The following is a 14,795-nucleotide window of genomic DNA, read 5'->3' on the forward strand; positions in this document are numbered from 1 at the left end:
TAATAGCGCTTTTCGGGGCGTCCTTTCCATTTGTAGGCAAATGGCAGAATTACAATCTTTATTAATCAGATGACATTGCGAAATCTATTTTGAGCCTCAGCAGGCTGAACACGCGCATTGTACTGCCGCATCCAAAGCGCGGTTTCCTCTATTGGCATCGGCCTTGCAATACCAAAACCTTGTACATGCCCACAGCCCATATCAACCAGCATGGCATGTTCAGTGACCGTTTCAACGCCTTCTGCCAGGGTGTCCAAACCAAGCCGCTGTGCCATAGTTAAAATTGCAGACACCATACGTTGCTGTTCCTGATCTTCGTCCAGTTTCGTCACGAAAGACCGATCAATTTTTATGCGCTCGACCGCAAAACGGCGAACATTGGAAATGGAGGCATTGCCGGTGCCAAAATCATCCAGATCAATACCGCAGCCCAAATCGGACATCGCACTGATATTACGTGTTATTATATCATCATCGCTGCGCGCCATCACCGTCTCCAAAACCTCAACAGAAAGACGGTCAGGCGAAAGTTCAAAGCGGTCCAGCTGCCATTTAAGCTTGTCGACAAGTTTGGGGTTGCGCAATTCTGCGCTTGAAAAATTAACCCCGACTCGTGGGACTTCAAAACTGGTGCTATCCCAAGACCGCAGGGCTGCAAGGGAATGATATAATATGACCTCACCCAAACGCTCCATTAGACCGGCCTGTTCAAGTTCTAACAAAAAGTCGCCGGGCTGAATCAGACCGCGTTCCGGGTGTATCCAGCGCGCCAATGCCTCAAACCCTGAAATTTTACCCGTTGCCGCATTGATCTGCGGCTGAAACCAAGGGATAATTTCACCATTTTCAAGCGCAATTGAAATTTCATCAACCAACGCATTGCGCGTTTCCATTCGTCTGCGCATCTCAGGCACGTAAGAACGAATGGCCGATGGCTTGTTTTGCTGCGCCTCCATCACAGCACATTCCGCCGCATCCAAAAGCTTTTCACCGGTTGCATCGTCCACGCGGGATGGCATTGCAAAACCAATTGATGCTGACGGATGAACAGTGATCACATCCAACGACAATGGTTCTTCTATGGCGGACTGCAACCGTTTTGCAATTTGTATAGCAACCTCAAGATCAAGGTGGCGCACAGGGGCCATCGCAACGGCAAAACAATTGCCATCAAGTTTCGTTATGACATCTTCATCACGCAATGTGCCCCGCATTCGTTCAGCAATGCGCATAAGGCATTTGTGCAGCACATTGCGACCAAAGCGTTCAGATAATGTCAGAATATCATCAAGATCAATAACCAGACACAGCGTTTTGCGGCCTGTTTCAGCGCTGTCTTCAAGAACAGTGTCAAGCATGTCGATCAGATCATCACGGGCACTTAGTCCAATCAGATCTTCGCGTGATGAATTACGCAAAACCACGCCAGGTACGATCAAAACAATGATAAAAACCAAAAGTGGTGTTCCAAATAACGCAGCCAGCAATACCATTTCACCGCCAAGATAATAAGCTGTCAAAGCCACCACAGGCAACAGAACAAGGCTATAGGTTGCGTGCATCACTGCACCCATTCGGTTCCACGATTGACGCAAACGATTTTCCTGAAACCTTGACATTTTAGTATCCCCTGCTTCGAACCGCACCCTTGGTTCAGCAAGATTTAATCAGGCAATGTCAGCCGCAGGTTAATTCACCCTGGAAACTTAATTAGGATTTTTCTCAATTTCTTTGGATTTAAGTTCAAGCTCTTGAAAATCAAAAAGTCTAGGATCCAAAAGATGCGACGGCCGCGCATTCATCAACGATCTGAAAATCACTTGTCGCCGGCCTGGGCTGCTTGTTTCCCAGTCATCCAGAATGCGTTTGACCTGTTGACGCTGCAATCCATCCTGACTGCCGCAAAGATCACATGGAATGATGGGATACTGCATCGCGCGGGCAAATTTTTCACAATCGACTTCCGCGACAAGTGCTAACGGGCGATAAAGAAACAAATCGCCTTCTTCATTCACTAATTTCGGCGGCATCGTCTCTAAACGACCCCCATGAAAAAGATTCATAAAGAACGTTTCAAGAATATCATCACGATGATGACCCAGCACCACAGCACTGCACCCTTCTTCGCGCGCGATCCGGTATAAATGCCCGCGCCGCAATCGCGAACATAACGAACAATATGTGCGCCCTTGCGGTATTTTGTCGACAACAATCGAATAGGTGTCTTGATATTCTATGCGGTGCGGAACGCCCATCTTTTCCAGAAACTCAGGTAAAATCGTCGCAGGAAAACCTGGTTGCCCCTGATCCAGATTACAGGCCAGCAGATCTACCGGCAAAAGACCCCGCCACTTCAGTTCATACAGAACGGCCAGCAAGGTATAGCTGTCTTTGCCGCCGGATAGACAAACTAACCACCGCGCACCCGGCTGGATCATGCCGTATTGATCAATGGCTTCAGACACTTGGCGCACGATACGTTTACGCAGCTTTTTAAACTCGGTCGTTGAAGGTGCGCCGTGAAACAACGGATGTATGTCATCAAGATCATCAAGCATCGGTCACCTGCATAAAGTGCTGTAAAACTGCAGTCGTCTTAATCGTATCGACCTTAACTTCAAAGGCAGAAATGACACGGGGGTCCGGATAAGCTATCTTTATGACTTGCTGCGAACGCACAGCTTGGTTTCACTGTCGATGTGACCCCGGGAGGTAAGTTAGAATGGATTACATTTTCAGTGTGCGACGCGTGCGCCAAAATGCGTTTGATAACGAACCTGGCAGTACATATTTTCTGGCTGTTCCAGGGACCGCCGATGATCTGCTTCCAAATCAGGCAATGGGTCGCCCAGGCCAAATGCCAAAAACATGGCGCAATGCAGTGATGGACGATGCATGCCCTAATCACTCAGGTCATGGCGAAATTGTATTTTATGTTCACGGGTTCAATACGACAACGCAAAATACGCTGGCGCGTCATCGTCTGATCAAAAACGGGCTTAGACGTCAGGGGTTCAAAGGAACTGTGGTCAGCTTTGATTGGCCTGCCGCCGACAAAGCATTGAATTACTTGGAAGACCGCACGGACGCCAAAGAAACCGCGCGCCGCTTAGTCGATGACGGCATCCGCGTTTTCGCTCAGATGCAGACACCGGAATGCGGTATAAATCTTCACATAATGGCCCATTCAATGGGATGCTATGTGGTACGCGAGGCTTTTGACGATGCCGATGACAGACGTTCGATTGCATCAACAAATTGGTCGGTCAGTCAAATGTTGTTTGTTTCTGCGGATGTCTCGGCCGCCTCAATGGCGGCGGAAAATCCAAAATCGGCATCACTTTACCGCCATTGTATGCGGCTGACGAATTATGCAAACCCTTACGACGGTATTTTATCGTTATCTGATGTGAAACGCATTGGTGCAGCACCACGGGCCGGGCGTGTCGGATTGCCTCAAAATGCACCACAAAAGGCCGTCAATGTTGATGTTGGCGCTTATTACGATGAAAACCGCGTACAGTTTCAGGATTTGGAGTTTCCAGCCCATTCCTGGTATTTTTATGATGAAACATTTATGCGTGATGCATTTTGCACCATTACGGGTGAGATTGATCGAAATGCAATTCCAACGCGAACTGGCATACGTAACAGTCTCATTCTTGAAAAGTAAAAACCTATTATTAACGGCATGCAGTCTATAAATCGACATAAATTTACCGAATAGTTACGTTAAAGTTGCGTTAATAACAACTTTCATTTAGCTAGTCAGTAAGTAAGTGTACGATTTGCAGGATATCAGTAATGCCGGTTTTTGACGTTCGATTTTATAACATAGATGCCATTAACGTTTTTTCACAAACGCCCGGAAACACGTCGACATATAATGGTCCAGCTCAAGCTGAAGGCATTGCGATCATCACAGACAATCAGACTTCGCCTAATGATCAGGTGCTGGATGATGATGATAGTACGAACGGCGAAACCGCCACTGCGGAAATTACGTTGGGTGGAACAACAACCAGCGGTATCAGCGTTGATGCAGAAGAAGTCTGGACAGTCCGCGACACCGAAACGGGTCAGGAATTTCAGGTTTCAAGTTTTGAGATAGAAAGCGGGCCATCGGCAGGTTTCTATACAATTTCCGAGGTTCCGCTAATTCCCGGGCGTGATTATGAAATCGTCAGTTTCGATGATGTTCCCGATGTCGATGATGGCGACGACGTTTTTACATATGCTGATTTCTCAGACGGTATTGTCGAAGGCACAGATGGCGACGATGTCATCGACACCGATTACACCGGCGACCCTCATGGCGATCAGATTGATAATAACGATAATCCGAACACCAATGCCCCTGTCGAAGAATCCCTGAACTGGCAGGATTTTGGGGATGAAGCTGATCTGTCTGGCGGCGTCACGCAGAATACAGGCAACATCAATGTTTCCGTCAGCTATTCTGATGCATCACCAACCCCCAATGGCGATGAATTTTCAGCAGAAAGCAACACCCAAGTCTATGTGGATACAGGCGAGCCTTTTGACTCAAGCTCGTCTGCATATCTTTTTGCAGACGGTGGGGCTGACAATTCCATCGTTACGATGGATTTCGACGCAGTCGCAGGATCCGGTTTTGAAGACGAAGTCGAAAATGTACAGTTTCGCATAAATGATATTGATGGTGTTATAAATGGTAACAATAATTTCCAGGATATTCTGACCATCACGGCATTTGACGCTGATGGGAATCCTGTCCCCGTCAACATCACAATCAGTGGCAATGACAGCGTTGATGGCAATACAATTACCGCTTTGATTGATGGCGACAATGCAAGTCAGGCAGATGGCTCTGCGCTGATTGAAATCGCAGGCCCCGTTTCACGCATTGTCATTGAATATGATAACGGTGGTGATACGCAGCAGGGCGTCAATATTTCAGATGTGCACTTTGATGCTGTTCCAATTGGGTCCAACGACGATGTTGTCGATGCGGGTGACGGTAATGACTTGGTCGAAGCCGGTGAAGGCGAAGACCAGGTTTTGGGTGGAAGCGGCCGTGATACCCTTGATGGCGGCGACGGTGACGACACTTTGGACGGTGGAACAGGTCGCGACACCTTAATTGGCGGAAGCGGTGCTGATGTGCTGATCGGCGGCGGCGGTGCTGATGTGCTGGATGGGGGAACCGGCGATGATAGTTTGTCCGGCGGCAATGGCGGCGACACCCTGACAGGCGGTGCAGGTGCCGATACCATGGATGGCGGCGCCGGGAATGATGTCTTTAACGTTGGATCGGGTGACAGCGCAACCGGCGGCGATGGTGACGATACATTCACTATTGATCCTGCCGAACTGAACGGCGGCACTATCTTCATCGGCGGTGGCGAAGGTGCTGAAACCCTTGGCGATACACTTGATTTTAACGGTCAACTTGACCTTGGTTCCATCGTATATACCAACACCGATGATGCAGCAGGCGGCCTGTCTGGAACGGCAACCTTGCTGGATGGCACTGTTGTCACGTTTGAAAATATCGAAACGATTATTTGTTTTGCACAAGGCACATCCATTCTGACCCCACATGGACTGCGCAATGTTCAAGACCTAAAAGTTGGCGATCTGGTTGTCACACGCGACAACGGCGTGCAGGCAATTCGCTGGACTGGCAGCCGCACATTGTTTGCACAAGGCAAAATGGCCCCTATCGAATTCGCGCCTGGCAGCATAATGAACAATGATCGCACTTTACGTGTTTCACCACAGCACAGGATGCTGATTTCAAACTATCGCGCTCAATTGTATTTTGGCGAAGATGAAGTTTTGGTGGCCGCAAAACACCTTGTGAACGGACGCGATATTGTACGGATCGCCCCGCAATTGGTGACCTATCACCATATTCTGTTTGATCAGCACGAAGTGATCTTTTCCAATGGCGCGCAGACAGAAAGCTATAATCCAGGTCAATACAGCCTTGGCGGCATTGATCCCAAAGCCCGCGAAGAGCTGTTTTCGCTGTTTCCCGATCTTAAAGCCGGAACCAAGGCATATGGTCCGTCCGCACGCATGACTGTACGTGGCACACAAAGCCATATGCTGACGGAATAGCCTGCAATCGCGTGATTCAACGAATTCGAAAATCTGCGTAATCGCCATTTCCGCGGTCAGCTGTAAATCGGATGGATGATCCGTTCACCCGGACTTCCTGGCAATTATAGCCCAGTGAATCCCCGCCCCAAATCAGATCACGGCAAAAAAACCCGCTGTCCCATTTCCATGACCCTTCTATGGGAAAAGTGGCACCTGTCCCTGCAATTTTGCCATCAGGTGTTACCTCCAAACGAACCAATGGACGAGACAGCGTTTTGCCGTTCACGATTTCAACAAACTGTGCTTTATCAGTTATTTTTGCAAGTTCAGCCAAGCTAACTGACGGCAAACTACAGATAATAGCCAACCCAAAACAAAAGCTAAGATTTCTGAACATGACACGCTTCCTCATTGTTACTGAGAAGGATTACGAAATTTCAGTCATTCCGGATCACAAAAAGTAATCGCAATGTCGTGATCGGATCAAAGACCCAGCACATCCATCATGTCATATTCCCCAGGCTTCTGATCCAGCCCCCAAAGTGCAGCTTTCAATGCACCGCGTGCGAAAATAAGGCGATCACTGGCGATGTGTCGCAACACAATGCGTTCGCCCGGTGCTGCAAACATCACATCATGTTCGCCCACAATATCCCCGCCACGTATGGCCGAAAACCCGATATGGCCGCGTTTGCGTTCACCAGTAATCCCATCCCGAGCCCGGTCACTGATATCATCCAACCTGGCATTCCGCCCTTCGGCAGCGGCATCGCCCAACATCAAAGCCGTTCCAGATGGCGCATCGACCTTTTGATTGTGATGGGCTTCGATAATCTCGATATCGAAATCCTCATCCAAGGCCTGCGCCACCTTTTTCGTTAATTTCACCAAAAGATTGACACCAAGGCTCATATTACCTGCCCTGACGACAACAGCATGACGGGCGGCCGCTGTTATTTTGGCAAGATCCGCATCAGACAAACCGGTTGTCCCGATAATGTGCACAGCACGGCTTTGTGCCGCCAACGCAGCCATATCCACCGTTGCGGCAGGTGCTGTAAAATCAATGACAGCACGCGCATTCACCATGACGTCCAATGGGTCGTCTGTGACCGTCATCCCAATATCGGCCTGGCCCATCGCATGACCGATATCCTGTCCGATCCAATCATGCCCGGATCGTTCAACAGCACCAACCAAACGGGCCCGGTCACTGCCCAGAATCGTTTTGATCAACATCTGTCCCATACGGCCCGATGCGCCGGTAACAACGATGCCTGGCAAATCCGTCATGCCTTATCTCCCTCAAAAATCTATATTTCTTTAGCGAAGCCTTGCCGGGATGGCAAAGCCTTGCTTGGCAAAAGCCGCAGAACGGCGTAAATGAAAGCAAATGGCAAAGAATAAATTCAATACAGGCACAGGCCCATCACAAAGACAACTGCGCGTCGGCGAACTGATCCGCCGCACACTTGCCGATGTGCTGAACCGTGGTGATGTGCATGACCCAGATCTGAATCGCATTTCAATCACAGTCGGCGAAGTGACAACGTCGCCTGATCTGAAAATCGCAACCGCATATGTGCTGCCCCTGGGCGGCCAAGGCGCAGATGATGCATTAGAGGCCTTGAAACGCAACAAGGCCGAATTGCGCCGAATGGTTGCCAAAGGCCTGACGCTGAAATTCGCACCCGAACTGCGATTTCGCCTGGATGAAACCTTTGATCGCATGGATGATACACGCCGCCTGTTTTCCCAAGATAATGTGCGCCGCGATATCGAGGAATAGAAGATGCGCTGGTTCCTTCTTATCTTACTTATTTTACCCGCACCCGCTTTGGCCGTCGACTGTTCCGAGGTCCCGCATGGCGGCAACACATACAGCGTGTGCGAAGTTGACCTGACCAAGGATGATCTGCAACTTTTCCTGAAAGACCCTGAGGGTAAGATCATTGGCCATTTCTATCGACTGGAAGAGTTACTGGAAGAACGCACCCTGCCCTTTGCCATGAACGCAGGCATGTACCATCCAGATCGCGCGCCGGTCGGTCATTTCATTGAAAATGGCCAGGAAGTCATGCGAATAATCCCCAATGCCGGCCCTGGCAACTTTGGCATGTTGCCAAACGGCGTGCTTTGTATTCGCTCAAAGCGGGCTGATGTCATTGAAACCCTGCGCTATGCGGATGAAAAGCCCAGCTGCCAGTATGCCACGCAATCAGGTCCAATGTTGGTGATCGATGGCAAGCGTCACAACAGTTTTCTGCCCGATAGCACATTTCGCAACATCCGAAATGGCGTCGGAACCAGCAAAGACGGCAAACGCGCCATTTTTGCGATCTCGGACAATTCAGTCACATTTTATGAATTTGCATCGCTTTTTCTGGAACACTTTGAACTTGAAAACGCACTTTACTTTGATGGGCGCATCTCACGTCTGCACGCACCGCAACTTGAAAGATCGGATGTTGGTGTGCAAATGGGACCGATCATAGGTGTGGTTGATTGACCAAACCGTGCGCATTGCGTATGCCGCCCCGGCGCTGACAAGGGATAAAATATGGCACGCAAACGCAAAGGGCGCGATATTTCGGGCTGGTTGGTCATTGATAAGCCCGCAGGCATCACATCAACTTCAGTCGTGAACAAAGTCAAATGGGCGATGGATGCGAAAAAAGCAGGCCACGCTGGCACGCTGGACCCCGAAGCAACAGGTGTTCTGGCTGTCGCATTGGGCGAGGCAACGAAGACAGTCCCCTATATTACCGATGCCCTGAAAGCCTATCGCTTTACGGTCCGCCTGGGCCAGGCCACCAACACCGATGACGCAGAAGGCGAAGTGATTGCCGAAAGCCCCAATCGACCAACGGATGATCAGATCAAAGATGCCTTGGGCCAGTTCGTAGGGGATATTGAACAGGTTCCCCCCAAATTTTCAGCCGTGAAAATTGATGGTCAGCGCGCCTATAAACTGGCGCGTGACGGTCAGGATGTGGATATCGCTGCGCGGCCGCTTTGGGTTGAAGAATTGGTGATGACCGACCGCATCGATGAGGATCACGTTATCCTTGAAATGATCTGTGGCAAAGGCGGTTATGTCCGATCCATCGCGCGCGATCTGGGGGTCGCCCTTGGTTGTCACGGCCATGTCTTGAAATTGCGCCGACTTTGGTCGGGACCATTCAATGCAGCGGACGGCATAAGCCTTGATCTGTTGGATCAGCACGCAAAGACGACAGAACTTGACCAATATCTGCGCCCACTGGAAGACGGTTTGACCGATCTGCCGGAACTGCGCTGTCCGGCCGACGCCGCAGCAAAACTGCGCAATGGTAACCCCGGAATGGTTTTTGCTGCCGATGTGGAATATGGTGACGAAGCTTGGGTATCACATGACGGGCATGCTGTTGCGGTTGGGGTCTATAAAGCCGGACAGCTGCACCCCAGCCGCGTTTTCAACAACTAAAGCGCTATTTCATCCAGACCTCAACGCGTCTGTTCCGTTTTCGGCCCTGATCTGTGTCGTTACATCCAACGGGTGACAATTCTCCATATCCGGTCGCGCGGATGGTGACACCTTGCAAAGATGCCGCATCGCGGTGAAGCAACAATGCTTCTCGGACAACTGCGGCACGTGCCTTGGACAATTCAGCATTAGCAGTAAATGACCCAAAATTATCGGTGAACCCAACAAGAATAATCTCTTTATTACGATTTTCAGGCTTTGCGATAAATTCGATCACGCGTTTTAGATCACGCACAGATTTATTATCCAAACTAGCAGAACCACTTTCAAACCGGAAGGTCGTCGATAACCGTTGCACACCGCTCAAATTGATCATCATGTCGCGCATGGTCTGCAAAGCGCTCGCTTCATCCAGCTGTTGGGCGGCTTGTATGATACGACTTGCGCCAAAATCGGGGTCAACCTTAACGCTTAGATCAACGAAACCAGCCTTTTGAATCAAACCGTCCGCCTCGGATGATATCGCAAAGTCCAACAAACCTTTTGTAGTCTCAGTCAACTGCTTGTTATCAACGTAAAGTCGTAAACGGCGTTCAAGTGGATATTCTTCAGTCTTGGAAGCGAACGGCGTGGCAGACATTTTGATGCCGCAATCAGCTATCAAATCAACGGCTTTCGCGCCGCGCTTTGATGCAAACCCAACATAACCGATGCCACCGATCGTGGTGGCGACAGCATTGGACATTTCCTGATTTGAAGTCAGCACCACAGCATTAGACGCCATCTGAAGCCCTTTCGGCTCTAGTATCTGTGTTTGGAAAACTCCGCGCGTCCCTGACGTTGGTGCGCGCGTGAAAACAGTGACCGGGATATCTGGTCCACCGACCAGAGACCAGTTCCTGATCCGTCCCGCGAACAAATCAGCCAACTGCGTCATGCTCAATTCATTTATCGGATTTTGTGGCGATACGATTGTCAGAATGCTATCTACAGCGACGACGTATTCCTGATTAATATTTAAAAGATCGCCTCGACCTTGTGACACAATTGCCTGAGCTTCGATAGATCTGACAGGACGCGATGACATTGCAATGTCAGCCTGCCCGTCAATCAAGGCCCTGAATCCTGTCGATGATCCAGCCGCCTGAACTTCTGCGATCCAGATCTCTTCGCCGTCACCAAAATTATCCCGAATGCTAAGTGAAACGGTATCTGCGCCCACCTCTCGGCGGTTGGCAGTCGCTGCCTGCAAAGAATTGGCATAACCTTCAATTAAAAGCGGCATCAGTTCATCCCCGACAGTATCTGACCCACGAATGACAATGTCAGCCTGAGGCTTGTCAATTTTGGGACACGAATCTCCGATACACATCACTGCTGAACGAGGGATCTGCACATCACCGATTGTTGTCGCTAAAATAAAGACATCTTCACGAACAGCCTTTAGATCGCCTCTCATTTCCAGAGATCCGTCTGGCGATTTTAAAAGCACTTCTTCTGCAAAACTCCCGAACATGGGAACTGTTAATAACAAACTAGACACAACGACTCGTAAACATAAATCTTTCACAGTTGGCACCTCTTCCACTTAATAATTACCCAACGTAACATTAGTCCTGAAATATGATTTTGGCGTCATAAATTGTTCACAATCAGCAAAAACTATCATTTATATTAATAGAATTCGCCAATAGGGATTATTTACCTTGTGCAGAGCTCGCTAGGATTGAAATTTGGCATATTTCACAATTCGAATCACAGGGGTAATAATATTACGTGATGCCTGATGTAGCGACGCAGCGATCCTATTGACATAAAGGCTGTCATAAGACCCCTTAGTCAAAGTATATCATAAGGCAGGATGCCATGGATCTGACTGGAAAAATTGCTGTTGTGACCGGCGGCAGACGCGGCATTGGCAAAGCCATTGCAAAATCACTTCACGCAGCCGGGGCAAGGGTTGCCATTGCTGATCTTGATAAAGCCGAAGCGCATGACGTTGGAAAGGCGTGCGGCGGTTATGGCACCAAGGTCGATGTGACCAACGAAGCTGATATTGCGCATTTTCTAACCGGCGTTGAACGGAAAATGGGACCGGTTGATATATTTGTCTCGAACGCTGGCGTGGCGCGGTCTGATGGCCCCACGTATATGGCCGCTGGCGCCCCAAACGCTGCGTGGGAATTATCGTGGCAGGTCAATGTTATGTCATCGGTCTATGCCGCGCGCCATGTTGTGCCCGGCATGATCAAACGCGGCCAGGGCATCTTTATGATTGTCGCCTCGGCCGCTGGACTGCTGAACCAGATGGGATCTGCGCCCTATAGCTGTACCAAACACGCAGCTGTGTCATTCGCCGAAAGTCTGTCCATCGCCCACGCGCACCAGGGGTTACGTGTGCTGTGTATTTGCCCCCAAGGTGTGCAAACCGACCTGATCCAAGGGGCCGAGACAAGCCTGAAAGCCGTTGGCGCAATCCTTCAGCCCGAAGATGTGGCAACTGCAATGATGGCAGCCCTTGATGACGGGCGCAGCTATGTGTTCCCCCACCCTGAAACGCTGGATTATTTCCAGTCCCGTGCGGCAGACCCGGACAAATGGCTGCAACGCATGGGACAAGCCCGTCAGATGCTTGCCGCGAAAACCGGCCGTCAGATGTAGACAAAGGATATTCGATGACCAACCATGTTCAAATTAACCAGCAGGGACCTGTGGTGAAAATCCACCTGAACCGGCCTGAAAAGAAAAACGCACTAACGGTCGAAATGTACACGGCCATTGCCGATGCGATTGAAACTGCGAATGCAGATACGTCTGTTCGGGCCGTCTTTTTCAGTGGCGAAGGCGAAAGCTTTTGCGCCGGAAATGATCTACAGGACTTTATGGCGCGCCCGCCGACCGGCCCAGACAGCCCTGTGTTGCGGTTTCTGAAAACATTGCGCGAAAGCGATGTGGCGTTGATCGCAGCGGTTCAAGGCAAGGCCGTAGGCGTTGGTGCAACAATGCTTTTGCATACAGATCATGTGGTTCTGACCCCGGACGCCGAACTGCATTTCAACTTCATAAAAATGGCATTGGTCCCGGAAGCGGCCAGTTCGATGCTGCTGCCACAATACGTCGGGCGCCAGCGTGCTGCCGAAATTCTGATGACAGGCCACCCCGTTCTGGCTGATGAAGCCCTGGCAACAGGTCTTGCCGCGCATGTCGTTTCGCCCAAAGATGCGATGCCGACCGCACTGGCCTTTGCAGATAAAATCAGCACCCTCGCCCCTGCCGCCTTGCGCGAGACCAAGCAGTTGATGCAACGCCCACCCGAAGATCTGGCCGCACGGATGCATGCTGAAAACCTGATGTTCATGCAACGCCTTGGAAGCCCTGAATTCGCCGAAGCCGTGACTGCCTTCATGCAAAAACGCCCCCCGAACTTTGGATAATCGGCAACCGTTGACTTGATCCGGTTTCAGGGTGATGACTGGTGCCTAGGCTTGCCCATACAGGAAAGAATCCAGAATGAACCTTGACGATCTTGCGCTTGAAAACCTGAAACTCAGCGTGGACGATGGTATCGCCACGGTCACGCTGAACCGCGAAGCCAAACGTAATGCGCTGGATGCCAACACGATCGAAGAATTCATAACGCTTTTTTCCATCTTGCCACGGTCGGGTGTGAAAGCCGTAGTACTGACCGCCGCAGGTGCGCATTTTTCGGCAGGTCTTGATCTGGTGGAACATTACAAACAACAACGCACGGCGGCAGATTTCATGCATGTCTGTATGCGCTGGCACGAAGCGTTCAACAAAATCGAATATTCGGGCATTCCGGTGATCGCAGCCCTGAAAGGCGCTGTTGTTGGTGGTGGGCTGGAACTGGCCTCAGCCGCACACATCCGCGTGGCGGATCAAGGGACTTATTTTGCCCTGCCCGAAGGCCAGCGTGGCTTATTTACCGGCGGCGGCGCAACGATCCGCGTTGCGGATCTGATCGGCAAGGCGCGTATGATCGACATGATGCTGACGGGCCGCATTTATAAAAGTGAAGAAGCATTGCAGGTCGGACTTTGCCAATATCTGATCGATGGCGACAGCGAAGCAAAAGCGATGGAATTGGCGCGCGCTGCTGCCGACAATCCACCTTTGTCGAATTTTGCAATCTGTTCGGCCATTTCACATATGCAAAACATGTCCGCACTGGACGCATCCTATGCCGAGGCAGTCGTAGCGGGCATCGTCAACACCCAACCCGCAGCCCAGGACCGCCTTGAAGCCTTCGCGAATAAAACAGCCGCACTTGTAAAGCCGAAAAATGACTAATACCCCAAATCGCGATCAACGACATTCACAAATGGCAAGCCTGACTCACCCCGTTTGATATTGTCCGCAATGGCATCCGATGCCGTATCAGCACGTGTTTCAGATGCGATGTGCGGGGTCACGGTGACTTGCGGGTGCTTCCAATAAGGGTGATCTGAGGGCAAAGGTTCCTTACGGAAAACATCCAGCGTTGCATGACTAAGATGGCCGCTATCCAGCGCCGCTAGCAGTGCGTCATCGTCGATCAACGCACCCCGGCCCGGGTTTATGACAATCGCCCCTTTTGGCATCATCGCAATGCGTTCAGCGTTCAGAATGTTTGTCGTTTCACCCGTCAGCGGCAAAAGCAGAACAAGAATATCCGCACGCGCCAATGCCAGATCAAGATCATCGCCCGACAGGCAAGTGATGCCGGGGATGTCCTTTTGGCTGCGGCTCCATCCGGTAACCGGAAACTTCAACGCAGCCAGCATTCGCCCGCACGTCGCGCCCAGTTCACCCAACCCCAACACAGTCACAGGGCGATCCTTGGCCAAGGGCGGCACCTGTTGTCGCCACGCACCATCCTGCTGTTTCAGGTTTTTATCAATCCCCAGATGATGGCGCAGCACATGTCCCGTGACCCATTCCACCATACCATCGCGCAATCCGGTTTCGACCATGCGCGCCAACGGTATGGTCAAAGTTTGATTGCCCGCGACATCTTCGACCCCGGCCCACAGGTTCAAGACTGCTTTGGCCCGGGTGAAAGGCGTGAAATCGGTTAACCCGGAATTTGGGGCATAAACGATATAATCCACGACGGAAGGGTCATGATCCCGCGATAGATCTACATCCAAGCCCGCCTTTTCAAAGGCAACAGGCAAGGCATCTTTATAGACATCCCAACGAATGTCGGCGGCTGCGAAAAGAACGTTGATCATGGAAAGCC

14 protein-coding genes are annotated in these 14,795 nt (G+C 50.7%); 8 read left to right on the forward strand and 6 right to left on the reverse strand.

Annotation, left to right across the window (positions count from 1 at the left end; genetic code table 11):
* Positions 1-65 precede the first annotated feature (65 nt).
* The gene (locus HRQ87_RS04540) at positions 66-1,619 is read right to left on the reverse strand and encodes a putative bifunctional diguanylate cyclase/phosphodiesterase (protein ID WP_246251752.1); all 1,554 of its coding nucleotides are present in this window, start codon (positions 1,617-1,619) and stop codon (positions 66-68) included.
* Positions 1,620-1,706: 87 nt separating this feature from the next.
* Positions 1,707-2,558 carry a tRNA 2-thiocytidine(32) synthetase TtcA gene (gene ttcA / locus HRQ87_RS04545; RefSeq protein WP_174135707.1) on the reverse strand — a complete coding sequence of 284 codons (852 nt, stop codon included), beginning with the start codon at positions 2,556-2,558 and terminating at the stop codon, positions 1,707-1,709.
* Between the two features lie 164 nt (positions 2,559-2,722).
* Between ttcA and HRQ87_RS04550 the strand changes: the two genes are divergently transcribed.
* Complete coding sequence (locus tag HRQ87_RS04550; RefSeq protein ID WP_174135709.1) at positions 2,723-3,673, forward strand: alpha/beta hydrolase; 951 nt, start codon at positions 2,723-2,725, stop codon at positions 3,671-3,673.
* Positions 3,674-3,804: 131 nt separating this feature from the next.
* Positions 3,805-6,105, forward strand: a complete 2,301-nt coding sequence (locus HRQ87_RS04555) for a Hint domain-containing protein (RefSeq protein ID WP_174135711.1) — start codon at positions 3,805-3,807, stop codon at positions 6,103-6,105.
* A 16-nt stretch (positions 6,106-6,121) separates the two neighbouring features.
* On the opposite strand, the gene HRQ87_RS04560 is transcribed toward HRQ87_RS04555, so the two are convergent.
* Together HRQ87_RS04560 and dapB are read right to left on the reverse strand one after the other, a co-directional pair.
* Positions 6,122-6,484 (reverse strand): dihydrodipicolinate reductase, encoded by a 363-nt coding sequence (locus tag HRQ87_RS04560; protein ID WP_174135713.1) that lies wholly within the window; start codon positions 6,482-6,484, stop codon positions 6,122-6,124.
* Between the two features lie 86 nt (positions 6,485-6,570).
* The gene (gene dapB / locus HRQ87_RS04565; RefSeq protein WP_174135715.1) at positions 6,571-7,380 is read right to left on the reverse strand and encodes a 4-hydroxy-tetrahydrodipicolinate reductase; all 810 of its coding nucleotides are present in this window, start codon (positions 7,378-7,380) and stop codon (positions 6,571-6,573) included.
* Between the two features lie 100 nt (positions 7,381-7,480).
* Here dapB and rbfA point away from each other — a divergent pair, with 100 nt between their 5' ends.
* The 3 genes from rbfA to truB are packed head-to-tail and all read left to right on the forward strand — an operon-like array spanning position 7,481 to position 9,553.
* A complete protein-coding gene (gene rbfA / locus HRQ87_RS04570; protein ID WP_174135717.1) occupies positions 7,481-7,876 on the forward strand; it encodes a 30S ribosome-binding factor RbfA in 396 nt (131 codons plus the stop codon).
* 3 nt (positions 7,877-7,879) lie between these two features.
* Positions 7,880-8,596, forward strand: a complete 717-nt coding sequence (locus HRQ87_RS04575) for a phosphodiester glycosidase family protein (RefSeq protein WP_174135719.1) — start codon at positions 7,880-7,882, stop codon at positions 8,594-8,596.
* Between the two features lie 51 nt (positions 8,597-8,647).
* A complete protein-coding gene (gene truB / locus HRQ87_RS04580) occupies positions 8,648-9,553 on the forward strand; it encodes a tRNA pseudouridine(55) synthase TruB (protein WP_174135721.1) in 906 nt (301 codons plus the stop codon).
* Between the two features lie 4 nt (positions 9,554-9,557).
* Here truB and HRQ87_RS04585 read toward each other — a convergent pair whose 3' ends face one another.
* Positions 9,558-11,012, reverse strand: a complete 1,455-nt coding sequence (locus HRQ87_RS04585; RefSeq protein WP_174135723.1) for a substrate-binding domain-containing protein — start codon at positions 11,010-11,012, stop codon at positions 9,558-9,560.
* Between the two features lie 407 nt (positions 11,013-11,419).
* Here HRQ87_RS04585 and HRQ87_RS04590 point away from each other — a divergent pair, with 407 nt between their 5' ends.
* The 3 genes from HRQ87_RS04590 (at position 11,420) to HRQ87_RS04600 (ending at position 13,864) form a co-directional block, all read left to right on the forward strand.
* Positions 11,420-12,214 carry an SDR family NAD(P)-dependent oxidoreductase gene (locus tag HRQ87_RS04590; RefSeq protein ID WP_174135725.1) on the forward strand — a complete coding sequence of 265 codons (795 nt, stop codon included), beginning with the start codon at positions 11,420-11,422 and terminating at the stop codon, positions 12,212-12,214.
* Between the two features lie 14 nt (positions 12,215-12,228).
* Positions 12,229-12,987 carry an enoyl-CoA hydratase-related protein gene (locus tag HRQ87_RS04595; protein WP_174135727.1) on the forward strand — a complete coding sequence of 253 codons (759 nt, stop codon included), beginning with the start codon at positions 12,229-12,231 and terminating at the stop codon, positions 12,985-12,987.
* A gap of 76 nt (positions 12,988-13,063) precedes the next feature.
* Complete coding sequence (locus tag HRQ87_RS04600; RefSeq protein WP_174135728.1) at positions 13,064-13,864, forward strand: crotonase/enoyl-CoA hydratase family protein; 801 nt, start codon at positions 13,064-13,066, stop codon at positions 13,862-13,864.
* Here HRQ87_RS04600 and HRQ87_RS04605 read toward each other — a convergent pair.
* Positions 13,861-14,787, reverse strand: coding sequence for a 2-hydroxyacid dehydrogenase (locus tag HRQ87_RS04605; protein WP_174135731.1), 927 nt, complete (start codon positions 14,785-14,787; stop codon positions 13,861-13,863). The two genes, HRQ87_RS04600 and HRQ87_RS04605, sit on opposite strands and share 4 nt — an antisense overlap.
* Between the last annotated feature and the right edge of the window lie 8 nt (positions 14,788-14,795).

Source organism: Parasulfitobacter algicola (genome assembly GCF_013315265.1).
GTDB lineage: Bacteria > Pseudomonadota > Alphaproteobacteria > Rhodobacterales > Rhodobacteraceae > Parasulfitobacter > Parasulfitobacter algicola.

What these genes read in the sequence shown, in the direction of transcription:
- HRQ87_RS04555 (WP_174135711.1), top strand. Translation starts at nt 3,805, where the DNA reads ATGCCGGTTTTTGACGTTCGATTTTATAACATAGATGCCATTAACGTT.
- dapB (WP_174135715.1), bottom strand. Translation starts at nt 7,380, where the DNA reads ATGACGGATTTGCCAGGCATCGTTGTTACCGGCGCATCGGGCCGTATG.
- HRQ87_RS04575 (WP_174135719.1), top strand. Translation starts at nt 7,880, where the DNA reads ATGCGCTGGTTCCTTCTTATCTTACTTATTTTACCCGCACCCGCTTTG.
- HRQ87_RS04590 (WP_174135725.1), top strand. Translation starts at nt 11,420, where the DNA reads ATGGATCTGACTGGAAAAATTGCTGTTGTGACCGGCGGCAGACGCGGC.
- truB (WP_174135721.1), top strand. Translation starts at nt 8,648, where the DNA reads ATGGCACGCAAACGCAAAGGGCGCGATATTTCGGGCTGGTTGGTCATT.
- HRQ87_RS04595 (WP_174135727.1), top strand. Translation starts at nt 12,229, where the DNA reads ATGACCAACCATGTTCAAATTAACCAGCAGGGACCTGTGGTGAAAATC.
- HRQ87_RS04600 (WP_174135728.1), top strand. Translation starts at nt 13,064, where the DNA reads ATGAACCTTGACGATCTTGCGCTTGAAAACCTGAAACTCAGCGTGGAC.
- rbfA (WP_174135717.1), top strand. Translation starts at nt 7,481, where the DNA reads ATGGCAAAGAATAAATTCAATACAGGCACAGGCCCATCACAAAGACAA.
- HRQ87_RS04550 (WP_174135709.1), top strand. Translation starts at nt 2,723, where the DNA reads ATGGATTACATTTTCAGTGTGCGACGCGTGCGCCAAAATGCGTTTGAT.
- HRQ87_RS04585 (WP_174135723.1), bottom strand. Translation starts at nt 11,012, where the DNA reads ATGAGAGGCGATCTAAAGGCTGTTCGTGAAGATGTCTTTATTTTAGCG.
- HRQ87_RS04605 (WP_174135731.1), bottom strand. Translation starts at nt 14,787, where the DNA reads ATGATCAACGTTCTTTTCGCAGCCGCCGACATTCGTTGGGATGTCTAT.
- ttcA (WP_174135707.1), bottom strand. Translation starts at nt 2,558, where the DNA reads ATGCTTGATGATCTTGATGACATACATCCGTTGTTTCACGGCGCACCT.
- HRQ87_RS04560 (WP_174135713.1), bottom strand. Translation starts at nt 6,484, where the DNA reads ATGTTCAGAAATCTTAGCTTTTGTTTTGGGTTGGCTATTATCTGTAGT.
- HRQ87_RS04540 (WP_246251752.1), bottom strand. Translation starts at nt 1,619, where the DNA reads ATGTCAAGGTTTCAGGAAAATCGTTTGCGTCAATCGTGGAACCGAATG.